General features: G+C 68.9%; 22 protein-coding genes. 12 read left to right on the top strand and 10 right to left on the bottom strand.

What is annotated here, in order from left to right:
* The first annotated feature begins 160 nt into the window (after window positions 1–160).
* From rpmH to JOF40_RS05140, 8 genes are all read left to right on the top strand, one after another.
* Entirely contained in the window at window positions 161–298 is a 138-nt protein-coding gene (gene rpmH, locus JOF40_RS05175) for a 50S ribosomal protein L34 (protein WP_056210619.1), read from the top strand.
* Window positions 299–302: 4 nt separating this feature from the next.
* Complete coding sequence (gene rnpA, locus JOF40_RS05170) at window positions 303–683, top strand: ribonuclease P protein component (RefSeq protein WP_188111685.1); 381 nt, start codon at window positions 303–305, stop codon at window positions 681–683.
* Window positions 680–958 (top strand): membrane protein insertion efficiency factor YidD, encoded by a 279-nt coding sequence (gene yidD, locus JOF40_RS05165; protein ID WP_307800757.1) that lies wholly within the window; start codon window positions 680–682, stop codon window positions 956–958. Before rnpA ends, yidD begins: the two co-directional genes overlap by 4 nt.
* Complete coding sequence (gene yidC / locus JOF40_RS05160; protein ID WP_129180719.1) at window positions 943–2022, top strand: membrane protein insertase YidC; 1080 nt, start codon at window positions 943–945, stop codon at window positions 2020–2022. The genes yidD and yidC overlap by 16 nt, the downstream gene beginning before the upstream one ends.
* Window positions 2019–2489 carry a Jag family protein gene (locus tag JOF40_RS05155; protein ID WP_129180717.1) on the top strand — a complete coding sequence of 157 codons (471 nt, stop codon included), beginning with the start codon at window positions 2019–2021 and terminating at the stop codon, window positions 2487–2489. The genes yidC and JOF40_RS05155 overlap by 4 nt, the downstream gene beginning before the upstream one ends.
* A 74-nt stretch (window positions 2490–2563) precedes the next feature.
* A complete protein-coding gene (gene rsmG, locus JOF40_RS05150; RefSeq protein WP_246152778.1) occupies window positions 2564–3139 on the top strand; it encodes a 16S rRNA (guanine(527)-N(7))-methyltransferase RsmG in 576 nt (191 codons plus the stop codon).
* A 34-nt stretch (window positions 3140–3173) separates the two neighbouring features.
* Window positions 3174–4145: a ParA family protein gene (locus JOF40_RS05145; RefSeq protein ID WP_129180713.1), complete on the top strand. Its 972-nt coding sequence runs from the start codon at window positions 3174–3176 to the stop codon at window positions 4143–4145.
* Window positions 4142–5032, top strand: a complete 891-nt coding sequence (locus JOF40_RS05140; RefSeq protein WP_129180711.1) for a ParB/RepB/Spo0J family partition protein — start codon at window positions 4142–4144, stop codon at window positions 5030–5032. The genes JOF40_RS05145 and JOF40_RS05140 overlap by 4 nt, the downstream gene beginning before the upstream one ends.
* Window positions 5033–5149: 117 nt before the next feature.
* Here the strand turns inward: JOF40_RS05140 and trxA are convergent, their stop codons facing one another.
* From trxA to JOF40_RS05115, 5 genes are all read right to left on the bottom strand, one after another.
* On the bottom strand, window positions 5150–5482 hold the full coding sequence (gene trxA, locus JOF40_RS05135; RefSeq protein WP_129180709.1) for a thioredoxin: 333 nt from the start codon (window positions 5480–5482) through the stop codon (window positions 5150–5152).
* 48 nt (window positions 5483–5530) lie between these two features.
* Window positions 5531–6514 carry a thioredoxin-disulfide reductase gene (trxB, locus tag JOF40_RS05130; RefSeq protein ID WP_129180707.1) on the bottom strand — a complete coding sequence of 328 codons (984 nt, stop codon included), beginning with the start codon at window positions 6512–6514 and terminating at the stop codon, window positions 5531–5533.
* A 76-nt stretch (window positions 6515–6590) separates the two neighbouring features.
* Window positions 6591–8159, bottom strand: coding sequence for a protein kinase family protein (locus JOF40_RS05125; protein WP_129180705.1), 1569 nt, complete (start codon window positions 8157–8159; stop codon window positions 6591–6593).
* 78 nt (window positions 8160–8237) lie between these two features.
* Window positions 8238–9884 carry a murein biosynthesis integral membrane protein MurJ gene (gene murJ, locus JOF40_RS05120; RefSeq protein WP_129180703.1) on the bottom strand — a complete coding sequence of 549 codons (1647 nt, stop codon included), beginning with the start codon at window positions 9882–9884 and terminating at the stop codon, window positions 8238–8240.
* Window positions 9877–11937 (bottom strand): DUF6049 family protein, encoded by a 2061-nt coding sequence (locus JOF40_RS05115; protein ID WP_129180701.1) that lies wholly within the window; start codon window positions 11935–11937, stop codon window positions 9877–9879. Before JOF40_RS05115 ends, murJ begins: the two co-directional genes overlap by 8 nt.
* 73 nt (window positions 11938–12010) lie before the next feature.
* On the opposite strand from JOF40_RS05115, the gene JOF40_RS05110 reads away from it, so the two are divergent.
* Window positions 12011–13444: a CCA tRNA nucleotidyltransferase gene (locus JOF40_RS05110; protein WP_246152776.1), complete on the top strand. Its 1434-nt coding sequence runs from the start codon at window positions 12011–12013 to the stop codon at window positions 13442–13444.
* Between the two features lie 19 nt (window positions 13445–13463).
* Here the strand turns inward: JOF40_RS05110 and JOF40_RS05105 are convergent, their stop codons facing one another.
* The gene (locus JOF40_RS05105) at window positions 13464–14084 is read right to left on the bottom strand and encodes a LysE family translocator (protein WP_129180699.1); all 621 of its coding nucleotides are present in this window, start codon (window positions 14082–14084) and stop codon (window positions 13464–13466) included.
* 82 nt (window positions 14085–14166) lie between these two features.
* Between JOF40_RS05105 and JOF40_RS05100 the strand changes: the two genes are divergently transcribed.
* Window positions 14167–15087 carry a DUF808 domain-containing protein gene (locus JOF40_RS05100; RefSeq protein WP_129180696.1) on the top strand — a complete coding sequence of 307 codons (921 nt, stop codon included), beginning with the start codon at window positions 14167–14169 and terminating at the stop codon, window positions 15085–15087.
* Between the two features lie 82 nt (window positions 15088–15169).
* Here the strand turns inward: JOF40_RS05100 and JOF40_RS05095 are convergent, their stop codons facing one another.
* The gene (locus JOF40_RS05095) at window positions 15170–16261 is read right to left on the bottom strand and encodes an inositol-3-phosphate synthase (protein ID WP_129180695.1); all 1092 of its coding nucleotides are present in this window, start codon (window positions 16259–16261) and stop codon (window positions 15170–15172) included.
* A gap of 23 nt (window positions 16262–16284) precedes the next feature.
* Window positions 16285–16899: a PadR family transcriptional regulator gene (locus tag JOF40_RS05090; RefSeq protein WP_129180692.1), complete on the bottom strand. Its 615-nt coding sequence runs from the start codon at window positions 16897–16899 to the stop codon at window positions 16285–16287.
* A gap of 191 nt (window positions 16900–17090) precedes the next feature.
* Between JOF40_RS05090 and JOF40_RS05085 the strand changes: the two genes are divergently transcribed.
* The gene (locus JOF40_RS05085) at window positions 17091–19355 is read left to right on the top strand and encodes a transglycosylase domain-containing protein (protein ID WP_188111684.1); all 2265 of its coding nucleotides are present in this window, start codon (window positions 17091–17093) and stop codon (window positions 19353–19355) included.
* A 9-nt stretch (window positions 19356–19364) separates the two neighbouring features.
* Here the strand turns inward: JOF40_RS05085 and JOF40_RS05080 are convergent, their stop codons facing one another.
* Window positions 19365–20426: an alanine racemase gene (locus JOF40_RS05080; protein WP_129180688.1), complete on the bottom strand. Its 1062-nt coding sequence runs from the start codon at window positions 20424–20426 to the stop codon at window positions 19365–19367.
* 112 nt (window positions 20427–20538) lie between these two features.
* The gene (locus JOF40_RS05075) at window positions 20539–21675 is read right to left on the bottom strand and encodes a lipid II:glycine glycyltransferase FemX (RefSeq protein ID WP_246152774.1); all 1137 of its coding nucleotides are present in this window, start codon (window positions 21673–21675) and stop codon (window positions 20539–20541) included.
* 89 nt (window positions 21676–21764) lie between these two features.
* On the opposite strand from JOF40_RS05075, the gene JOF40_RS05070 reads away from it, so the two are divergent.
* Window positions 21765–22646 carry a siderophore-interacting protein gene (locus JOF40_RS05070; RefSeq protein WP_129180686.1) on the top strand — a complete coding sequence of 294 codons (882 nt, stop codon included), beginning with the start codon at window positions 21765–21767 and terminating at the stop codon, window positions 22644–22646.
* Window positions 22647–22681 lie beyond the last annotated feature (35 nt).

Genomic DNA, 22681 nt, shown 5'->3' with positions numbered 1-22681 from the left:
CGCGCGGGAGGCGTAGAGAGGTCGGTTTGACCGGCTCGTGGCGCCCCCGTACCGTTGTGTGGTCGTCCCTGAGCGACTTCTGCCGCATGCCCATGACCGTGTCTGGTCGTGGGCGAGCGGTGGCCGTCGAACGGCCCAGTCCTAGATCCGAGGAACAATCGTGAGCAAGCGCACTTTCCAGCCCAACAACCGTCGTCGCGCCAAGAAGCACGGCTTCCGTCTGCGCATGCGCACCCGCGCGGGCCGCGCGATCCTCGCCGATCGCCGGCGCAAGGGTCGCGCCAAGCTGTCTGCCTGATCCGTTGCTCGCGCGCAGCCAACGCATGCGCAGCGGGGAGGATTTCCGGCACACGATCCGTCGTGGCGCCAGAGGCACCCAACCCACCCTCGTCACGCACCTGGTGATCGGACCCGATCCCCTTCGTTCGGGCGTGACCGGGGCTCGCGTTCCACGAACCGGCGGACAGACGTCCGTCGGTTTCGTCGTGAGCAAGGCAGTTGGCTCGGCTGTCGAGCGCAACCGGGTCAAGCGCCAGCTGCGCCACCTGATGCGTGACCGCGTCGACAGGTTGCCCCGGGGATCACGAGTCGTGGTCCGGGCCCTGCCTGCTGCGCAGTCCGCTGACAGCGCCACTCTCGCTGAGCACCTCGACGCGGCACTCGTCCGCGCAGGTGCCCGGTGACGCACGTCCCGTCGGTGCGACGGTTCTCGCCGGTCAAGACCGTGCTGGTCTGGCTGCTCAAGGGCTACCGTTTCGCCATCAGTCCGTTGTACGGCCAGGTGTGCCGCTACCACCCCACGTGTTCGGCCTATGCTTTGCAGGCCGTGGAGACTCATGGGGCGGCGCGGGGTTCCTGGCTCGCCGGTCGTCGCGTCCTGCGATGCCACCCGTGGAGCTCGGGCGGATACGACCCGGTTCCGCAGTCACACAGAGGAGAACAATGTTCGGCTTCCTAGGCGACATCGGCGGCGCGATCATGACGCCCCTGTACTACGCCGTGTCCGGGATCCTGCTCGCCTGGCACCGATTGTTCGAGCTGGTCGGGCTCTCGGGCGACTCAGGCTGGACGTGGGCGCTGTCGATCATCGGGCTCACGGTCACGATCCGGACGCTGCTGATCCCGCTGTTCGTCAAGCAGATCAAGTCGAGCCGCAACATGCAGCTGCTGCAGCCGCAGATCAAGGCACTACAGCAGAAGTACAAGCACGACCGGGAGCGCCTGACCCAGGAGCAGATGAAGCTCTGGAAGGAGACGGGCACCAACCCGTTCGCCTCGTGCCTGCCGTTGATCCTGCAGATGCCGATCTTCTTCGCCCTGTTCCGCGTCATCGACCGCGCGGCTCAGGATGGTGCCGCCGGTGCGCGTGGCTTCCTCGACGGTAGTGATGCGGAGTCGCTGTCGAAGGCCAAGCTGTTGGGCGCGCAGATCGCTGACACCTTCGTCAAGAGCGACGCGACCGAGACCAAGATCCTGACGATGTCGCTGGTCGTCATCATGTGCATCACGCAGTTCACGACGCAGCGCCAGCTCATGAGCAAGAACATGCCGGCTGACGCCATGACGGGGCAGTACGCCCAGCAGCAGAAGATGCTGCTCTACATCCTCCCCGTGGTCTTCGCCGTCGGCGGTGTGGCGTTCCCGCTCGGCGTGCTGTTCTACTGGACGACCTCGAACTTCTGGACCATGGGCCAGCAGTTCTACGTCATCCGCAACAACCCGGCTCCGGGCACCCCGGCCTTCAAGGCCAAGCAGGACCGTGACAAGAAGCGCGGCAAGACCGTGGCCGAGGATCCACTGAAGGCCGTCGAGGACGAGGCACCCAAGCCCGCGCCGCGCGCTCAGCCCAAGAACCAGCCGCGCAGCCAGCGCAAGAAGCCGGCTCAGCCCGGTGCTGGTCAGCAGAAGCCGAACCCGGCCAAGGGCGTGCAGAAGAAGACTGGACCGCCGAAGAAGAAGCCGGACATCACGTCCAAGGGTGACGACACAGACGGTCGCGGAACGAAGGGTGGCAAGGCATGAGTGACGCCGGACAGCTCGAGAACGAGGGCGAGATCGCCGCGGACTTCCTCGAGGGACTGCTCGACATCGCCGATCTCGACGGTGACATCGACATGGACGTCGACGGCGATCGCGCTGCGGTCGAGGTCGTCGGCGGCAACCTCGGTCACCTGGTCGGCCAGGACGGCGAGGTCCTGGACGCCCTGCAGGAGCTGACCCGGCTGGCCGTCTACCGCGAGACCGGTGAGCGCAGTCGACTGATGCTCGACGTCGCCGGCTTCCGTGCCGCTCGTCGTAGCGAGCTCGTGGCTATCGCCCAGGGTGCGATCGACCAGGTCAAGGGTGGCGAGACGTCAGTGTCGCTGGATGCCATGACGCCATTCGAGCGCAAGGTGGTGCACGATGCCGTGGCGGGTGCCGGCCTCGAGAGCTCGTCCGACGGTGTGGAGCCACACCGCTACGTGGTCGTCCACTCGGCGGGTGAGTAGTCATCTCGACGTCCGATCTGCCGTCCGACGACGGTCATGTTTCACGTGAAACACCCCCGCCGCACGCGGCGGGGGTGTTCGCGTCCCGGCTTCACCTGGCTGAGCAGTACGCCGACATCTTGTCGACCGATGGTGTGGTCAAGGGTCTGATCGGTCCTCGCGAGGTGCCCCGCATCTGGGACCGCCATGTCATGAACTCGGCGGTGGTGGTCCCCCGCGTCCCCCAGGGTGCGACTGTGGCCGACATCGGCACCGGTGCTGGACTACCCGGCTTGGTGTGGGCCATAGCCCGTCCCGATCTGCACGTCACGTTGGTGGAGCCCCTGCTGAGACGGACGACCTTCCTCGACCAGGCAGTGGCCGACCTCGGACTCACCAATGTCGAGGTGCTGCGCAGCCGTGCCGAGGATGTCGGTCGGACCTTCGACGTCGTGACGGCCAGAGCAGTTGCCGCCCTCGACAAGCTGGCCCGTTGGTGCATGCCGTTGGTGGCACCGGGCGGAGCCCTGCTGGCGATGAAGGGCCGGTCCGCAGTCGAGGAGGTCGAGGTCGCCACGGCGACCCTCCACCGCCTCGGTGCGACGTCTATCGTGGTGGCTTCGTACGAGAACGGTGATGTGCCGACCACGGTCGTGGAGGTCACCCGATGAATCATGTTTCACGTGAAACAACGAAGGGGGAGGCATGAACGAGCACCAGCCCACACGGCCAGCTCCACGCACGGCAGCCAACACCTACAGCGTCCCGATCCCCTCGAACGACGACTCGACCCCTCTGGCGGCAGCCGCTGAGGAGCACGTATCGCTGCTGCAGCGCGCGTCGTCGATCTCGCGCTTCGAGCAGCCCATCAACACCAGGGTGTTCGTCGTCGCGAACCAGAAGGGTGGCGTCGGCAAGACCACGACGACGGTCAACATCGCCGCGGCGTTGGCCCTCAAGGGACTGCGCGTGCTGGTCGTCGATCTCGACCCTCAGGGCAACGCGTCGACCGCCCTCAACATCCCTCACGCAGAGGGAACGCCCGGCGTCTACGAGGCGATCGTCGAGGGCACCGATCTCGATGAGCTCGTGAAGCCGTGTCCGGACATCCCCGGTCTCACGGTGCTGCCGGCGTCGATCGACCTGGCAGGTGCCGAGATCGAGCTGGTCTCGCTCGTGGCACGCGAGTCGCGTCTCGACCGGGCCCTGCAGACCTACCTGACCGACTGTGCCGCAGCAGGCGACCGCATCGACTACGTGCTGATCGACTGCCCACCGTCTCTCGGACTGTTGACGGTCAACGCGATGGTCGCTGGACGCGAGGTGCTGATCCCGATCCAGTGCGAGTACTACGCACTCGAGGGTCTCGGTCAGCTCATCCGCAACATCGACCTCATCCGAGCGCACCTCAATCCCAAGCTCGAGGTCACGACGATCCTGCTGACGATGTACGACGCCCGCACGCGGCTGTCGGCGGGAGTCGCGGAGGAGGTGCGAGGGCACTTCGCCGAGAAGGTCATCACGACGCCCATCCCACGCTCGGTGCGCATCTCGGAGGCGCCCAGCTACCAGCAGTCCGTCATCACGTACGACGGCACGTCCTCCGGAGCACTGTCGTACCTGGAGGCTGCACGCGAGATCGCCCTGGCCGGGGCACGGAAGGGGACCGCCCGATGAGCACACGCCGAGGACTGGGACGAGGGCTGGAGTCACTCATCCCGTCGAGCTCCGCCGATGCCGCCGCATCAGGTCTGAAGGAGATCGAGGGCGCGCGGTTCGCCGAGATCCCCCTCGACCAGATCGTCGCCAACCCCCGCCAGCCGCGTCAGGTCTTCGACGAGGACCACATGGCCGAGCTGGTCCACTCCATCAAGGAGGTGGGGCTGCTCCAGCCCGTGGTCGTCCGCGAGGTGGCCAAGGACCGCTACGAGCTCATCATGGGCGAGCGGCGGTGGCGAGCCAGCGGCAAGGCCGGGCTCGACACGATCGGCGCGATCGTGCGCGAGACGTCGGACGAGGACCTGCTCCGCGACGCGTTGCTGGAGAACCTCCACCGGTCGCAGCTCAACCCGCTCGAAGAGGCATCGGCCTACCAGCAGCTGCTGGAGGACTTCGGGTGCACCCACGAGGAGCTTGCCGACCGCATCGGCCGATCACGACCGCAGATCAGCAACACCCTGCGGCTGCTCAAGCTGACGCCCACGGTACAGCGACGCGTCGCCGCCGGAGTGCTGTCGGCGGGACACGCCCGCGCCCTCGTGAGCGTCGCCAACCCGGAGATCCAGGACCGCCTCGCGGCCCGTGTCGTCGCCGAGGGATTGTCGGTGCGAGCGCTCGAGGAGATCGTGACGGTCGGGCCGGACGACTCCAAGCGTCCTGCGGCCCGTCAGTCGGCGAAGGCATCGGCGCCACGGCTCGCCGATCTGGCAGCCCGCCTGTCGGAGCGCTACGACACCCGGGTGAAGGTCGACCTGGGCCGGTCGAAGGGCAAGATCACCGTCGAGTTCGCCACGATCGACGACCTCGAGCGGATCGTCGGCATGATGGATCCCACGAAGCCATAAATAGTTATATCGCTCTAACGACTTGTCTACTAGGTGACTTGTCGACAAAGTGATCATATGGGGAGACGAAGAAGCCCGGCATCCTCGCGGATGCCGGGCTTCGTCGTGCAGCGTCGATCAGCCTGCGTACTCGTTCAGATCGTTGAGGATGGCGCTCTTGGGGCGCACACCGACGATCGACTTGACGACCTCGCCGTTGACGTAGAGGTTCATCGTGGGCAGGCCCGTCACGCGGTACTGGGCGGGCGTGACGGGGTTGGCGTCGGCATCCATCTTGAGGATCGTCAGCTTGTCGCCCTTCTCGGTCGCGATCTCCTCGAGGATCGGGGCGAGCTGACGGCACGGGCCGCACCAGCTGGCCCAGAAGTCGACGAGCACGGGTCCGTCAGCCTTGAGCACGAGCTCGTCGAACGTGGCGTCGGTGACGGCGGCCAGGGTGGAATCTGCCATGGGGTTCTCCTTCAGGTCTGTGTGGGGTTCAACGTGTGGGGGAGGTGGTTATTCCGCCCACTGCGCCATCGCGACATCGGTGGCCGGCTCGCCGGCCGAGTCGATGTCGGCGAGGAACCGCTCGGCGTCCAGCGCGGCGGCGCAGCCGGTGCCCGCTGCCGTGATGGCCTGACGGTAGGTGTGGTCGACCAGGTCACCAGCGGCGAACACACCCGTGAGGTTGGTCGCTGTGGATCCGGGCTGGACCAGCACGTAGCCCTCGTCGTCGAGATCGACCTGACCGGTCAGCAGCTCCGAGCGCGGGTCGTGGCCGATCGCGATGAACAGCCCCGTCGCGTCGAGGCGACGCTCCTCGCCGGTGACGGTGTCACGCAGCGTCAGCGCCTCGAGCTTGTCGTCACCGATGATCTCGGCGACCTGCGAGTTCCAGGCGATCTCGATCTTGGGGTTGCTGATCGCCCGGTCCTGCATGATCTTCGACCCGCGCAGCTCGTCACGGCGCACGACCATCGTGACCTTCGAGGCGAAGCGCGTGAGGAACGTGGCCTCCTCGAGGGCGGAGTCTCCACCGCCGACGACGACGATGTTCTGCTCGCGGAAGAAGAAGCCATCGCACGTCGCGCACCACGAGACGCCGTGGCCCGACAGACGGTCCTCGCCCTCGACTCCGAGCTTGCGGTAGCCCGAGCCCATCGCCAGCACGACGGCCTTCGCGCGGTGGGTCGTGCCGTCATCGAGGCTCACGGTCTTGATGTCACCGGTGAGGTCGACCGACGTGACGTCGTCAGACACGAGCTCGGCACCGAACCGCTCCGCCTGCGCGCGCAGCTTGTCCATGAGCTCGGGGCCCATGATGCCGTCGGGGTAGCCCGGGAAGTTCTCGACGTCGGTGGTGTTCATCAGCGCACCGCCGGCGGTGACGGATCCTTCGAAGACGAGCGGCTCGAGATTGGCGCGCGCCGCGTAGATCGCCGCGGTGTAGCCCGAGGGGCCCGAGCCGATGATGATGAGATTGCGAACGTCGTCGCTCATGCTGTTCCCTTTGGTTGCTGGACCGGTGTCAACGAATTCTAGGTGCCGGACATTCCTTCGACTGCCTGACGTCGTGTCATGACCTGCCACGCACGACGACATCGCGGATCTCGCCGCGGAACACGCCGGTCTCGACCTCGGGCAGCGAGGTCAGCCACACCACGACGTACCGGGTGACGATGCCTGATCGCAGGGCGATGCTGGCGTCGGTGCCCACGCCGTCGACCGTCGCGACGGGCTCCAGGTCACGGCGTGACCTCGGCGTGCGCGTGACGTCGTCGGATGCCGCGTAGACGACCAGGCTGGTCGGTTCACCAGCGAGTCGCAGGCGGAGCGAGTCGACCTCGCGGAGACCACCGAGGTCGAGCACCAGCCCCACCCCGTCCTTGACGCCCCCCAGCGTCGGTAGACCGAGGTAGGTCGAGGTCTGCCAGCCCGTCGTCGCCACGCCGTCGACGGCCAGCCGTGCCTGCTCGCGGTTCTCGCGACCGTCCTCGCCCTGCGGATCGAAATCGGTGGCGCGCTGCACGGGCAGCACTCGCACGGGGGACGAGGCATCGATGGGATCGGCACTGTGATTGTCGGTGCGGAACACCAGGAAGCCGATCAGCGACAGGATGACCAGCGCACCGACCACCCCCAGCAGCACGAGCCCACGGTCACCCTTGGCCGCGTGCCGTGCCCGCTGCTTGCTGCGCTCGAACGTCGTCGGCGGCGCGGGCTCGTAGGCCTTGGGCCGTCGGCGAGGCGGTTCGAGCCCCGGGGGAGGACCGCCCGGCACGATCACGGGGTCGAGCCGCAGCAGATCGGGCGACGAGATGCCGGCCAGGCTCGGCTGGTCGTCGTGGATGTCGTCGTCCTCGCCCGACAGACGCAGGATGCGCGCGATGTCGGCGGCCTTGCGCAGGGGGGTCGCGTGGTGACGGGGAGGGGTGCCGAGGATGCGGTCGGCGATCGAGTCGATGTCGCGCGAGACACCGGCACGCACCTGCCGGGGCCTGAGCAGACGTCCGTGCTCGACGGGTGCCGCCGCGAGCCCGTCGACGTCGCCGCCGGGCCACCGGCCCGTCACGCTGGCGTACAGCAGCCGGCCGAGGGCCTGCACGTCGAGCTGTTCGTAGGCCTGCAGGTCGGAGAGCGTGTCCTGGCGGCCGACGGGTGCCAGCGCGGTTGCCACCCCGAGGCCCACGACCCGCACGGCACCCGACTGCTTGAGCAGCACCTGGTGAGGCGTCAGTCGCCGGTGGTAAACGCCATTCTCGTGGGCGTGCGCCATGGCCTCGGCGACCTCGGCGACGACCGTGGCAGCGCGGCGGTTGGGCAGAGGGGACTGGGCGAGCAGCTGGTCGAGGGGGAACGCGCGAGCCCACTCCCGCACGACGAGGTGGTGCTGCTGCTCGTCCTCGATCAGGTCGAGCACCCGCAGGAACCGCGGATCGGTGACCGACGTCGACTCGCGGGCCGCCTCCAGGAAGTGCTGGGCCCGTGGATCGGCGCTGGAGATCATCTCGATCCCGACGTTGCGGTTGAGCGTCTTGTCGTGCGCCCGCCACGTCGTCGATCCGTGGCGCTCGTTGACGAGGTCCTGCAGCTCGTAGCGGTGGGCGAGGACGTCGCCGGAGGCCAGTGACCGTCGGTCGGTCATGCCCTCACCCCTTCATCGCCTCGCCCCGGCTGGTGCCTGCGACCATGCTAGACGGGACGGGGGCACCCCACGGGGTGATCAGCCCCTGCGGCGCAGCGAGCCCACGAGGTGGTCGAGCTCGGACAGCCCGACGACCTTGGCGGCCGAGATGAACGTGAGCATGCCCACGAGCCCCGCCACGACGGTCGTCACGAGTCCGCCCACTGCCCTGAGCGGCTCGACCCCCAGCGCGTCGAGGCCGCCGGCCACCCCGAGCGTCACGAAGGCCGTCACGATCAGGGCCACGACCATGCGGCGGATGAAGAACCGCATCTCGCGGTCGATCATCGGGCCGATCGCCCGCGACAACAGGGTCACCGACAAGATCGCGCCCACGACGTAGGCGATGCCGTACGACAGCGCCAGCACCATCGCGACCCGGTTCGGCTCGACGAGGGGGACCAGCACCAGGGCGAGCGCGACGTTGACGACGCCGATGACGAGCTGCATGAAGAAGGGGGTGCGGTTGTCCTCGTTGGCGTAGAAGCCGCGCAGCATCAGGTAGTGCACCGTGAACGCGACGGTGGCCAGCGAGAAGGCCTGGATCGTGTGGCCGATCGCCAGCGTGCTGCCGCCGAGGGCGCCGAGACCACCGGCGATGGCGGCCGCGGACTGCCCCAGGCAGGCCAGCGCGACGGCGAGAGGGGCCACGATGACCAGCGCGATGCGCACCGTGCGGCCGAGCTCGAGCCGGAACCGGTCGTAGCTGCGGTCGGCGGCCAGGGCGGCCAGGGTCGGGATGACGGCGGTCGCCAGCGACACCGTGATGACGCCGTGGGGCAGCTGACTGATCAGGAAGCCGAGGCCGTAGACCGTCGAACCCGCCCCCTTCTCGCCGTCGGCGGCACCTTGCAGCGTCGCCGACGTGGCCAGCTTGACGACGACGATGAAGGCGATCTGGTTGACCACGATGAACATCAGCGTCCAACCGGCCAGACGGGCCGTGTGGCGCAGGCCGACGCCGCGGAAGTCGAAGCGCGGCCGGTAGCGGAATCCCGCGAGCCGGAGATAGGGCGCCAGGACCAACGCCTGCAGCACGATCGCGCCCGTCGAGCCGAGGCCCAGCACCAGCGACTCGGTCGTCGTGAAGCCGTCCCCTCCCTGGCTCGTCCCGAAGACGAGCGCATAGACGATGACGACGGTGCAGGCGACGACGTTGTTGACGATCGGTGCCCACATCATGGGCCCGAACCGACCGCGCGCGTTCAGCACCTGACCGGCCAGGACGAAAACGCCGTAGAAGAACACCTGCGGCAGGCACAGCAGCATCAAGAACTCGGCCGAGTCGCGTTGCACCGCGAACTTGGGACGGAAGAGGTAGTCGTCGAAGACGATGCGCAGCAGCACGGGGACGAGCAGCATCAGCACCACCGTGCCGACGGCCAGCACCATCACGCCGAGCGTGATGACGCGGTTGGCGTAGGCATCGCCTCCGTCGGGGTCGTTCTTCATGGCCCGGACGAGCTGGGGCACCAGCACGACGTTGAAGACGCCGCCGGCCAGCAGGATGTAGAGCGAGTTGGGGATCGTGTTGGCGACGTCGAACAGGTCGCCGTTCAGGGCCGTGCCGATCACGACCGCGAGCAGACCGGCCCGCAGGAAGCCCGTGACGCGCGAGACGATCGTGCCGAGGGCCATCCAGGCACTGGCCCGGGCGATCGTGCGTCCGGCCGAGGCCTCAGTCATCGTCGTCCGCGAGCTGCTCAGGGGCGTCCCCGGTGCCGGAGGTGCGCCGACGGTGGAAGCGCCTCACCAGCGCGATGAGCACGAACACCCCGGCGGCACCCATCGCGACCCAGAGCACGGTGCTGATGCTGCTCGACCGCACCTTGAACGTCGTCTTGGTGCCGATCGTCTGACCGTCGGTCGTCATGAGGCGGGCGGTCAGGTAGGTCGTGCGCTGGTTGCCGAGGTCGATCTGCACCGTCAGCGTGCGGCGTTCGCCCGCCGCGATCGTCACCGACTTGACCGACGGGATCGTGAGGGCGGGGTTGCTGGAGTCGAGGTCGGCGCCGATGCGGATGGCCTCGTCGGTGTCGTTGCGGATCGTGAGCGGGAACCCACCCTTCGAGCTCGACAGCGTGACCGACGGCGGTGCCTCGATCGCGATCTTGTCGAGCTCGGCACCGGCACGGCGGGCACGGGACGTCGCGATCTGGAGAGCGCGAGGACGATCGAGCCGCCACCTCACCGCCAGCACCTCCGCGACACCGCGGGCCAGCGAGACGTCGAAGCCGTCGTTCTGGGCGATGATCGTGCTGAGGGTGCGGCCCTGCTGGACGATCGCGTCGGCCGCCTCGAGCTGGTCGCGGGAGAGCGGACGGGCGCGAGCCGTCGCGGGAACGTCGCCCGCGTAGGTCGAGACGGGCCGGGTCAGCACCGAGTCGAGGCTCGTCGGCTGCACGAACGGGGCCGAGAAGGCCGTCGCCAGCTCGCCGGACGCCCAGTCGGCGCCGGGGTTCCACTGCGGGTCGACCATCACGACGGCATCGGCACGCGATGCGGGGTCGATCGTCCGCTCCAGGACGGCCAGGGCGGCCTCGCTCAGCACCTGCTGCCGCAGCGTCGCGGGCGTCTGGTCCCCGGACACGTCGGCATCGTCGACCAGCAGCGGGACGGGTCCGCGTGCCGACTCGTACTGCACGATCGAGCCGAGGCGGCGGTCCCAGTCGGGCACGGCCTTCGGCGTCACGATGACCGGGGCATCGCCCTCGCCGCGCAGATCGGACAGCAGCGTGCGGTCGACCCCGTCGCGCGTCGGCCACGAGACGCGACGTCCGCTGAGCTGGTACGTCGACAGCGCCTCGTCGGTGGCCCGGTCGACGGCCTCCTGCAGCGGTGCCCGCAGGTCGGGGTGCTGCGAGAGGGCCAGTGAGTCGGGGCGGTCGTAGTCGAGGATCCAGGGGCTGCGGGGCCGCGCGAACGCGAGCAGGTCGTCGAGGAACCGGCCGGCTGCGGCCCGCTCGTCGTCGGTGACCTCGACGTCGTCCGCGATGTGCCGTCCCTCGGCGAGGTCGCCGACCCCGACCAGCAGCGCGGGGTCGATCACGACGGTGGCCCCCGCACCCGGTGTGCTGGCGGCGAGGTCGAGCAGGTTGCGCAGCTGGCCGCCCGCCCCGACCGACGTCAGCAGGCTCCGGGGATCGGCGTAGTCGCCGTCCGCGCGGCGGTGGTCGGGCATCACGAAGGGCCACACGATCGAGGTGGGCACCGGATCGGTGGCCGACGACACGAGCGGCACGAACGTCGTGGCCTGTGCCACCGCGACGGTGTCCCGGTTGCCCTCGTCGTCGGTGGCGAGGATCTGCACGCCCACGGGGTAGACGCCCTCGGCACCCGTGATGCGCAGCTGCTCGAACGGCACGTCGACCCGGAACGCGCTCGTCTGACCCGGCGCGAGGTCTCCGACCTCGTCGAACGAACCGGTCTCGATGACCCGCACGCCCGTGTACGCGCGGCCGTCGGCCATGGCCTGGTCGACCTGTCGACGCGTCGTGAAGGGCGAGGCCGGGATGACGAGGTACGCCTGCACCTTGGTCCAGGCGTGGTCGTCCGCGTTGGTGACGGTGCCGCTCATCGACACGTCGCGCCCGGGTGCCAGCAGGGTCGGTGAGACCGTGCCGATCGTGACGGTGAGGCCCGGGTCGTCATCGGCCGCGGACGCGGGCGCGACTCCGGCGAGCGTGACGAGCGCCGTCAGGAGCAGCGCGACGAGGATCGTGCACCGACGGCTGCTCACCCGGACATGCTAGACGCACGGGCCCCGTCGCCAGGACCTCAGCGCGCGGGTCCGGACGGTAGAGTGTGTCCCCGTGCCCACGCCCTCGCTGACCGCAGACCGCCGGGCCCGGATCGACGCCGAGCTCGACGCCAACCCGTTCCTGGCCGAACTCGGCGCGCTGTTCGAGGCGGCGGGCCACGAGCTCGTCATCGTCGGCGGTCCCGTGCGTGACGCGGTGCTCGGGCGTCCGGGCAACGACTGGGACTTCGCGACCTCGGCCCGCCCCGACGAGATCGAGCGCATCGCAGCGGGATGGGCCGACGCGATCTGGGACATCGGCCGCGACTTCGGCACGATCGGCCTGCGCAAGGCCGGCCGACAGCTGGAGATCACGACGTACCGCACCGATGCGTACGCCGCCGGTTCCCGCAAGCCTGACGTCCAGTTCGGCGACACCCTCGACGGCGACCTGTCGCGCCGCGACTTCGCGGTCAACGCCATGGCGATCCGGCTTCCGTCGCGCGAGTTCGTCGACCTGTTCGGTGGTCTCGACGACATCGAGGCCAACGTGCTGCGCACCCCCGTCACGCCCGAGCAGTCGTTCAGCGACGACCCGTTGCGGATGATGCGGGCGGCGCGCTTCGTCGCGCAGCTGGGATTCACGGCGTCCCCCGAGGTCGTCGAGGCGATGGCGGCGATGGCGGGCCGGCTCGACATCGTGTCGGCCGAGCGCATCCGCGACGAGCTCGACAAGCTGATCACCAGCGCACATCCCGTCGAGGGCCTGCGCCTGCTGGTCGACACCGGCCTGGCCGAGCACATGCTGCCCGAGCTGCCCGCACTGATGCTCGAGCGCGACGAGCACCACCGCCACAAGGACGTCTACGAGCACTCGCTGACGGTGCTCGACCAGGCGATCGCCCTCGAGGACCGGCTCGACCACGCACCCGACCTGGTGATCCGTCTGGCGGCGCTGCTGCACGACATCGGCAAGCCGAAGACCCGTCGCTTCGCCGACGGCGGCACCGTCACGTTCCACCACCACGACGTCGTCGGTGCCAAGCTCGCGCGCAAGCGGATGAAGGCGCTGCGCTACAGCAACGACACGACCGACCAGGTCGCGTCGCTGATCGAGCTGCACCTGCGGTTCCACGGCTACGGCTCGGGCGAGTGGACCGACTCGGCGGTGCGCCGCTACGTCCGCGACGCCGGCGACCAGCTCGAGCGCCTGCACATCCTGACCCGCGCCGACTGCACGACCCGCAACCAGAAGAAGGCGCAGCGCCTGCAGCGCACCTACGACGAGCTCGAGCGCCGGATCGCGGTGCTGGCCGAGGCCGAGGAGCTCGGCTCGATCAGGCCCGATCTCGACGGCGGCCAGATCATGTCGATTCTCGGCATCCCGCCCGGGCCCGAGGTCGGCGAGGCGTACCGGTTCATGCTCGACCTGCGGATGGACCGCGGCCCGCTCAGCGAGGCCGACGCGACCGAGGCGCTCAAGGCCTTCTGGGCCGCGCGCGGCTGAGGCGGGGGCTGACGGCAGGTCAGGCCTCGACGGCGAGGGCCGTCGCGAAGCCCAGCATCACGACGCCCGTCACGCCGTCGACGCCGCGCCGGAAGGCCGGTCGGGTCAGCCGGTCGGTGGCCAGCGAGCCCAGCTGGACGAGCGTCACCAGCACGATCGCACCGATGCCGACCAGCGTGAGGGCGTAGGCCAGGAGCACCGGCACGCCCGGGTCGTCGCCGACGAACTGGGGCAGCACCGCCAGGTTGAACGCGAGGACCTTGGGGTTGGTGATGTTGCAGACGAATCCCTGCCGGAACGCGCGCCTGGCCGAGACCGTCGCGCCGCTGGCCCCCACCGTCCACACGCTCCCGTCGCGCCGCAGCGCATCGCGGATCGCCGTGACGCCCAGCCACGTCAGGTAGGCGACGCCGGCCCAGCGGATCGCGAGGAACACGGGCTCGGCGTGCAGCAGGACGGCACCGAGTCCCGTCGCGGCGAGAAGTCCCTGGATCGCGCCGGCCGTCGTGATGCCGGCCGCGGTGACCAGACCGCGACGGCGTCCACCTGCGACCGTCGCACGCAACGTCAGGAAGCTGTCGGGCCCCGGTGCCACCGCGAGGAGGGCGGCGAACGCCACGAACGTCACGTACTCGGTCATCCCGTGAGCATATGGCCCGTCATGCCAGCTCGGGGCCGATCGACCGTAGGCTGGTGCGCATGACCTTTCTGGGACGTGCCTGATGGCCGGTGGACTCATGGCGCTGCTCGACGACGTCGCGGCGCTGGCCAAGCTGGCGGCAGCCTCCGTCGACGACATCGGTGCCGCCGCAGGTCGCGCCAGCACCAAGGCGGCCGGGGTCGTCATCGACGACGCGGCCGTGACGCCGCGATACGTCCAGGGCTTCGACCCGTCGCGCGAGCTCACGGTCATCCGCAAGATCGCCGTGGGGTCGCTGCGCAACAAGATCGTGTTCATCCTGCCGGCCGCGCTGCTGCTGAGCCAGTACGCGGAGTGGCTGCTGGCACCGATCCTGATGCTCGGCGGCACGTACCTCGCGTTCGAGGGGGCAGAGAAGCTGTGGGAGAAGTTCGGCCCCGGAGATCACCACGGTCCGGCCGAGCCGGTCGCGGCCGACGGGGGCGCCGACCACGAGAAGACCATGGTCAGCGGCGCGATCCGCACCGACTTCATCCTCTCGGCCGAGATCATGGTGATCGCGCTCAAGGAGGTGACCGACGAGCCGTTCGTGTCGCGGGCGCTGATCCTGGCGGTCGTCGCCGTCGCGATCACGGCGCTCGTCTACGGAGCCGTCGGGCTGATCGTCAAGATGGACGACATCGGGCTGCACCTGGCCAAGAAGTCGTCCGCGGTCGCGCAGAAGGTGGGTCGCGGCCTCGTCGTCGGCATGCCGATCTTCTTGACGGTGCTGGCCAACATCGGCATCGTCGCGATGCTGTGGGTCGGCGGCCACATCCTGCTGGTCAATGCCGACGAGCTCGGCTGGCACTGGCCGTACGAGACGGTGCACCACTGGGAGAAGGACGCCGGCGGTGGCGCGGTGGGCTGGATCGTCAACACCGCGTCCTCGGCGGTCATCGGCATCGTGGTCGGCGCGATCGTCGTCGCCGTCATGCACCTGATCCCCCGCAAGAAGCACTAGAACCACGCTGGGCCTGACGTTCTGACCAACACGCCGACGGCGTGTCTGCAGAAACGTCAGGCCCAGCGGGGCTTGGTGGGGTCTAGCGCTCGACCTCGCCGGCGATGTACTTCTCGAGCATCTCGCGACCGAGGTCGTCGGGACGCTGCTCCGGCGGCGACTTCATGAGGTACGACGACGCCGACAACAGCGCTCCGCCGATGCCGCGGTCCTTGGCGATCTTGGCCGCGCGGATCGCGTCGATGATGATGCCGGCCGAGTTGGGCGAGTCCCAGACCTCGAGCTTGTACTCCAGGTTGAGGGGGACGTCGCCGAATGCGCGACCCTCGAGGCGGACGTACGCCCACTTGCGGTCGTCGAGCCACGCGACGTAGTCCGAGGGACCGATGTGGACGTTGCGGCTGTCCTTCAGGCCCGCGAGCGAGCCGGTCAGGTTGGAGGTGACGGCCTGCGTCTTGGAGACCTTCTTGCTCTCCAGTCGCTCGCGCTCGAGCATGTTCTTGAAGTCCATGTTGCCGCCGACGTTGAGCTGGTACGTGCGGTCGAGCGCGACGCCGCGGTCCTCGAACAGCTTGGCCATGACGCGGTGCGTGATGGTCGCGCCGACCTGGCTCTTGATGTCGTCGCCGATGATCGCGACGCCGGCATCCTCGAACTTGCGGGCCCACTCGGGGTCCGAGGCGATGAAGACCGGCAGGGCGTTGACGAAGGCGACCTTCGCGTCGATCGCGCACTGCGCGTAGAACTTGTCGGCCTGCTCCGAGCCGACGGGCAGGTAGGAGACGAGCACGTCGGCCTTGGTGTCCTTGAGCACCTGGACGACGTCGACCGCCTGGGCGTCCGACTCCTCGATGGTCTGGCGGTAGTACTTGCCGAGGCCGTCGAGCGTGTTGCCCTTTTGCACGATGACGCCGGTCGGGGCGACGTCGGCGATCTTGATCGTGTTGTTCTCGCTGGCCTGGGTGGCCTCGGCCAGGTCGAAGCCGACCTTCTTGGCGTCGACGTCGAACGCGGCGACGAACTCGATGTCGTTGACGTGGTAATCGCCGAACTTGACGTGCATGAGCCCGGGAACGTTGCCCTCGGGGTCGGCGTCCTTGTAGTACTCGACGCCCTGGATGAGCGACGTGGCGCAGTTGCCCACTCCCACGATTGCTACGCGAATCGAACCCATGGGTTCTCCTTTGTTGATGGTTGTCACTTCTCGGTGGTGTTGGTCGGTGCTTGCTGGTCGGTGGTCTGGTCGTGCGACGGCTCGACGTCGGGGTATCCGCCGGCGCGCTCGCGGTCGATGAGCTCGGTGAGCCACCGGACCTCGCGCTCGACCGACTCCAGCCCGTGCCGTTGCAGCTCGAGCGTGTAGGAGTCGACCCGGTCGCGCTTGCGCTGACCGGACTTGCGGACGTTGTCGAGCCGTTCCTCGAGCCGGCTGCGACGCCCCTCGAGGATGCGGACCCGCGAGGCGGCGTCGGTGCGGGAGAAGAAGGCGAAGCGGACGCCGAACGTCTCGTCGTCCCACGTCGACGGACCGGAGTCCTCGAGGGCCTGGGCGAAGTGCTCCTTGCCCTCGGCGGTGAGCTCGTAGACGATGCGGGGCCGCTTGCTGCGTCCGGCGGGGTCGACGGTCTCGTCGGCCACGATGAAGCCGGCGCGGCCCAGTGCCTTGAGCGCGGGGTAGAGCGTGCCGTACGACAGGATGCGTCCCCAGCCCAGCAGGGCGTTGACCTGCTTGCGCAGCTCGTAGCCGTGCATGGGGGCGTCGTGGAGCAGGCCGAGGACTGCCACCTCGAGTGCCGCGCCGCGTCGTGTCATCGCCCATCCATACATAGTCGTCCGTTTGTTATATCGAGACGATACATCGAAACTGCACGTGTCGGCACCCACCCCCCGACGTGACCCCCGACACCGGAGTCGCAGGCGATTGGTCATCTCTCAGGTACGTTCGGCACACTGGATCGACGAAGGACTCGCACCACGGGTCCCGTATGGAGGTAGACGGACCCTTGGCAGCCCAGCGAAAGCGCCCCTCGACGTCGAGGAGCGCCCCGAAGAGCAAGAGCACGCGGTCGTCCTCGACGAAGGCCTCGGCCAAGAAGTCGACCGCCGGAGCGGGCGGACTCTTCGCGGTCGGACGCAAGATCGGTGGCCGCGGACCGTGGTGGACCAAGACGCTGCGGTGGTTCTCGTTCCTCGTGGTCTCGGGCGTGCTCGCCGCGGCACTGACGTTCTTCGTGCTCTACCGGGCGATCAGCATTCCCGACGCCAACGCCGACTTCCAGACCCAGACGACGCAGGTCTACTACTCCGACGGCAAGCACAAGATCGGCGAGTTCGCGCTGCAGGACCGTGAGAGCGTCTCGATCGACGAGATCCCGGCCTCGATGCAGGCCGCGGCGATCGCCGCGGAGGACCGCACGTTCTACACCAACCGCGGCATCGACCTGAAGGGCATCCTGCGCGCCGTCCGCGACAACACGACGAGCGGCGAGATCCAGGGCGGCGGCTCGACCATCACGCAGCAGTACGTCAAGATCCTCTACCTGACGCAGGAGCGGTCGTACACGCGCAAGGTCAAGGAAGCCGTCCTCTCGATCAAGATCCACAACCAGCTCAGCAAGAAGCAGATCCTCGAGGGCTACCTCAACACGATCTACTTCGGCAACGGCTCGTACGGCATCCAGGTCGCCTCGCAGAACTACTTCGGCAAGCCGGCGTCCGAGCTCAACTACGCGCAGTCGGCGCTGCTCGCGACCATCATCAACAGCCCCAGCTACTACGACCCGTACGCCGAGGGTGCGCAGGCGCGCATCCAGCCGCGGTTCACCTACGTGCTCGAGGGCATGGTCAAGTCGAACGCCATCACGGCCGAGGAGGCCGCGAAGTTCTCCGACACGCTGCCCGAGGTGCAGCCCAAGAAGGACCTCAACCGCTTCGGCGGCACCAAGGGCTTCTTGCTGGCGGCGGTCAAGGACCAGATGCAGAAGCTCGAGTTCAGCCCCTCGCAGATCGAGGGCGGTGGCCTGCGCATCGTCACGACGTTCGACTACGAGGACCAGAAGGACGCCGTCGAGTCGGTCAAGGCCAACCGCCCGTCCGGTGCCCCCGAGCTGCACCCGGCACTCGTGTCGGTGCAGCCCGGCACCGGTGCGGTGCGCGCGATGTACGGCGGGCCCGACTACCTCAAGAGCGAGCAGAACTGGGCGATGCTGGGCACTCAGCCCGGATCGACGTTCAAGGTCTTCGCGATCATCGCGGCGCTGGAGGACGGCTACAGCCTGCAGACCAAGCTCAACGGAAACTCCCCCCTCATGATCAACGGCAAGATCGCCACCTACAACCAGGGCGATGGTGGCGGTGGCTCCTTCGGCAGCATCCCGCTGTCGAAGGCGACCGAGGAGTCGGTCAACACGGCGTTCGTCGACCTCACCAACCAGATGAGCGAGGACGGCGACATCTCGGTGGGCGCCAAGAAGGTGCTCGCCGCGGCCAAGGCCGCGGGCATTCCCGCCTCCGTGGCCGATGCGATCGATCCTGTGGCCGTGACGCCGCTCGGCTATGCGCCCGTGGCACCGATCGACATGGCCAACGCCTACGCCACGTTGGCGGCCGGCGGCAAGCGAGCCGACTGGTACATGATCCAGAAGGTCACCGACTTCCAGGGCTCGGTGATGCACGAGCACGAGAACAAGACCAAGCGCACGATCCCCGAGGACGTCGTCGCCGACACCGTCTCGGCGATGCAGGGAGTCGTGAGGTCTGGCACCGGCGTCAACGGGCGGACGGTCTGCACGACCGCCGGCAAGACCGGTACGGCCACCGCCGGCACCGACACCGACCAGTACGTGTCGTCGTCGTGGTTCGCTGGCATCACGCCCAAGCTCGCGACAGCCGTGATGTACAACCGCGGCAAGGGCAACGAAGACCTCGAGGGCTACATGCTGCCGACGTTCTTCGGCGGTCAGACACCTGCCCGCACGTTCAAGGCCTACATGGATCGGGCCCTCAACCCCTCCGAGTGCGGCACCTTCCCGCCGGCAGCCAACATCAAGGCCGACAAGGGCACGACGTACGTCGCGCCGAAGCCCAAGCCGACCAAGAAGCCCAAGCCGCAGCCGTCGCGCACGATCGAGCAGCCGGATCCCGAGCCGACGCAGCCGCCGGCACCGGAGCCGACCGTCCCGCCGGCACCGGAGCCGGTGCCGACCACGCCGCCGGCGCAGCCGACGACCCCGGCACCGACGGGGACCCCGCCGGTCGTCGGCCCCTAGGGGGCCTACCTAGCGCAGGTTGATGCTGTCGAACGTCGCGGTGGTGAATCGCACCGCGACGTCGACGGCGTCGCCGACCTCGGGGGCCGTGACGCTGGCCGGCACGAAGATCATGCTGGCCTGCATGTGCGGGGGCTCGGCGAACCAGCGCTGCTTGCCGGCGATCGTGAACGGCGACAGCGACAGACCCGCGGCCTCGAGCCCGCCCTTGGCCAGCAGCTTGCCGCGCTGCACCGCACCGGACGACGCCTTGGGTGCCTCGAGCCCTATGCCGTGGCTGGTGCCGCCGGCGATGACCAGAAGGGTGCCGTCACGGGGCATCGCGCGCTGGCGGTAGCCGATGTGCTCGCCGCGCGACACGAGGTGCGAGTCGAGAACCGTCGCGCGCACCGACAGTGCGCCGAGGTCGCCGAGCCACAGTGACGTCCCGATGCGGGGGCGGATGTCGAGCTGCGGGCGGCGGGCGGCGAGCGCACCGACCTCGCCGGGAGTGAGGTGCGAGACGTACAACGTGGTGGTGTCGACCTGTGACGTCTCGAGGGCCGCGGCCCAGCTCTCGGCCTCGGCGACATTGCCTCCTGGACGGCCTGGCCCCCCGGACGCCGCCTGCAGCGGCAGGTGGATCGCGAAGCCCTCGAGCCTCAGGTCGCCCAGGGCGGCGACGGCCGCGGCGAGCTCGTGCCGGTCGAGCCCGTGGCGCGACATCGACGTCTCGCCCTCGAGCAGGACACGGGCACTGGGGGCCAGCGCGGCCAGGTCGGCGACGTCACTGATGCGGCCGAGCGTGTGGATGACGCGATCGTCGAGCACCGCGTCGGTGAAGAACGGGCGCCACGGCGTCATCACCATGACGTCGCCCGCGAACGACGCGAGCGCTCCCGGCACCTCGGCATAGGTGCCGACAGCGATCGTGCCGAGCCCCACGGCGGCGGCCTCCATCGCGAGCAGGCTGCGACCCAGGCCGTAGCCGTTGCCCTTGATGACCGGCACCAGGCCGCGGCGGGCCTCGACGGTCGCGGCGACGTGCCGGCGCCAGCGGGCGGCGTCGACGTCGAGCTCGAAGCCGCTCATCCGCGCCTCCTCATGTGGGCTCCTTCGTCGCCGCATTCGTCGCTCGGACGTTCCATGACAAGCGCCGAGGCGCGCTGGGTGATCGCAAGCCGGTGGCGGCGCATGTCCTGGCTCATCCTCGTCTCCTCATGTAGGTCGTGAACCCGCGGTGCAGGGCTCGGTTGAGGGGGAGGTCCCACTCGCCGAGGTACTCGACCGCCTCGCCCCCGGTGCCCACCTTGAACTGGATCAGGCCGACGTGCGAGTCGTCCGAATCGAGGGTCTCGGTGATGCCGCGCATGTCGTAGGTCGTCGCGCCGGCGGCCATCGCATCGCGGATCATCTGCCACTGGATCGCGTTGGACCCGCGGACGTCGCGCTTGGCCGTGGTGGAGGCGCCGTACGAGTACCAGGCGTGGGTGCCGACGCGCACCATCGTGGTGGCGGCGACGAGGTCGCCCTCGTGGTGCGCGAGGTACAGCACGACCCGGTCGGGCTCCTCGGCCGTCATGGCGTCCCACATGCGCTCGAAGTAGGGCAGGGGACGCGGTGTGAAGTGGTCGCGCTCGGCGGTCTCGGCGTAGACGGCGTGGAACTCGGCGAGGTCGTCGCGGGTGCCGGTCGTGATCTCGACGCCGGCCTTGGCGGCCTTCTTGATGTTGCGCCGCCACAGCTGGTTCATGCCGGCGAGCACCGCGTCCTCGTCGCGCCCGGCCAGCGGCAGCTGGAAGTTGAACTTGGGCTGCCCGGCCGAGAAGCCACCCGTCGTGGGGATCTCGTTCCATCCCAGCTGCTCGAGCGTCGCGACGACTCCGATCGCGGTGTCGTCGAGCTCATCGGCCGGCACCTCCGACAACGAGCCGAGGACGGGATCGGCGATGGCCTGCTTGATCGTGCCGGCGTGCCACCGGCGCGTCACGACCGGCGGACCCATGCGGATGCCGAACGCACCCTGCGCCTTGAGGTGCGCCGCCATGGGCGTCAGCCACCGGGCCAGGTCGGCGTCGGTCCAGTCGATGTCGGGGCCCTCGGGCAGATAGGCGAGGTAGCGCTTGAGCTTCGGCAGCTGCCGGTAGAGCACCAGGGCTGACCCGACGATCGTCGTCCCGTCGAACCAGCCGATCGACTCACCTCGCCACTCCGCCTTGACCGCGGCCCAGGCCGGCGTCTGCAGGAAGCTGACGGACGATCGGCCGCGCACGAAGTCGAGGTGCTCGGAGGCGTCGATCGGGCGGACGGTCAGGGCTGCCCGGGAGGCTGGTGTCGTCACCGCACCACGCTACCAACCGGCAGCCGGCCCGCCGCCCGACACATGAGTTAGGCTTGCCTTACTCTGCACCCCATCAGGAAGACCTGACTGTGAAGACGTACACCGCGACCGTGCTGGGCAAGCGACAGCTGTCGGCCCACCTGGTCACCGTGACCCTGGGCGGCCTGCACGACTACGCCACGACCGGGGTGCCCGACGAGTACATCCGCCTGCTGATCCCGCCGGTCGGGGCCGAGCTCGCCCTGCCCGAGATCGACGAGAAGTGGGCCATCACGTATCCCGAGGGTGCCGTCGAGCCCGACTTCCGGGTGTACACGATCTCCGACCACCGGGTCGTCGAGGGCGTGACCCAGATCGACCTCGACATCGCCCTGCACGACGAGGGCGTCGGCTCCGACTGGGTGCGTCGGTGCCAGCGTGGCGAGCAGGTCGGCCTGATCGAGCCGCACGGCCTCTACGCCGCGCCCGCCGACGTGGCGTGGCAGCTGCTGGTCGCCGACATCACCGGACTGCCGGCGCTGGCCCGCATCCTGCGCGGCCTGTCCGCCGGGCAGAAGGTCGTCGCCCACGTCGTCCTGACCGATCCCGCCGACGAGATCCCGCTGCCGAGCGCTGCCGACGTCGACGTCACGTGGCAGGTCGTCGCGAAGGACACCGACATCTGCGAGGCGCTGGCCGATGCCGTCACGTCACGCGAGCTGCCGGCATCCGACCGCTACGTGTGGCTCGCCGGTGAAGCGCGCGCCAGCCGGGCCGCGCGTCGTCACCTGCGTCGCGAGCTCAAGTGGCCGCAGTCCGACTTCTACACCTGCGGCTACTGGCAGATCGAGGCCGAGAAGTGGAACGCCCGCTACGAGGAGGTCGCGGCGGTCGTCGAGCAGAAGTCGGCCGAGGTTCAGCAGCAGGTCGGCGACGACCAGGGGGCCTACCTCGACGCCCTCGACGACATCTACGAGTCTGTCGGGCTGTAGCTCGCTCCGCCTCGGCCGCGGCTTCCCAGGTGCAC

Source organism: Aeromicrobium fastidiosum, from assembly GCF_017876595.1.
GTDB classification, from domain to species: Bacteria; Actinomycetota; Actinomycetes; order Propionibacteriales; family Nocardioidaceae; genus Aeromicrobium; species Aeromicrobium fastidiosum.
Note: the sequence above shows the minus strand (reverse complement) of the source record. Positions and strands in the feature narration are given on the sequence as shown.

Coding starts and splice junctions, on each gene's coding strand:
- yidC (WP_129180719.1), top strand. CDS start 943: ATGTTCGGCTTCCTAGGCGACATCGGCGGCGCGATCATGACGCCCCTG.
- JOF40_RS05155 (WP_129180717.1), top strand. CDS start 2,019: ATGAGTGACGCCGGACAGCTCGAGAACGAGGGCGAGATCGCCGCGGAC.
- JOF40_RS05145 (WP_129180713.1), top strand. CDS start 3,174: ATGAACGAGCACCAGCCCACACGGCCAGCTCCACGCACGGCAGCCAAC.
- JOF40_RS05140 (WP_129180711.1), top strand. CDS start 4,142: ATGAGCACACGCCGAGGACTGGGACGAGGGCTGGAGTCACTCATCCCG.
- trxA (WP_129180709.1), bottom strand. CDS start 5,482: ATGGCAGATTCCACCCTGGCCGCCGTCACCGACGCCACGTTCGACGAG.
- trxB (WP_129180707.1), bottom strand. CDS start 6,514: ATGAGCGACGACGTTCGCAATCTCATCATCATCGGCTCGGGCCCCTCG.
- JOF40_RS05125 (WP_129180705.1), bottom strand. CDS start 8,159: ATGACCGACCGACGGTCACTGGCCTCCGGCGACGTCCTCGCCCACCGC.
- murJ (WP_129180703.1), bottom strand. CDS start 9,884: ATGACTGAGGCCTCGGCCGGACGCACGATCGCCCGGGCCAGTGCCTGG.
- JOF40_RS05105 (WP_129180699.1), bottom strand. CDS start 14,084: ATGACCGAGTACGTGACGTTCGTGGCGTTCGCCGCCCTCCTCGCGGTG.
- JOF40_RS05100 (WP_129180696.1), top strand. CDS start 14,167: ATGGCCGGTGGACTCATGGCGCTGCTCGACGACGTCGCGGCGCTGGCC.
- JOF40_RS05095 (WP_129180695.1), bottom strand. CDS start 16,261: ATGGGTTCGATTCGCGTAGCAATCGTGGGAGTGGGCAACTGCGCCACG.
- JOF40_RS05090 (WP_129180692.1), bottom strand. CDS start 16,899: ATGACACGACGCGGCGCGGCACTCGAGGTGGCAGTCCTCGGCCTGCTC.
- JOF40_RS05080 (WP_129180688.1), bottom strand. CDS start 20,426: ATGAGCGGCTTCGAGCTCGACGTCGACGCCGCCCGCTGGCGCCGGCAC.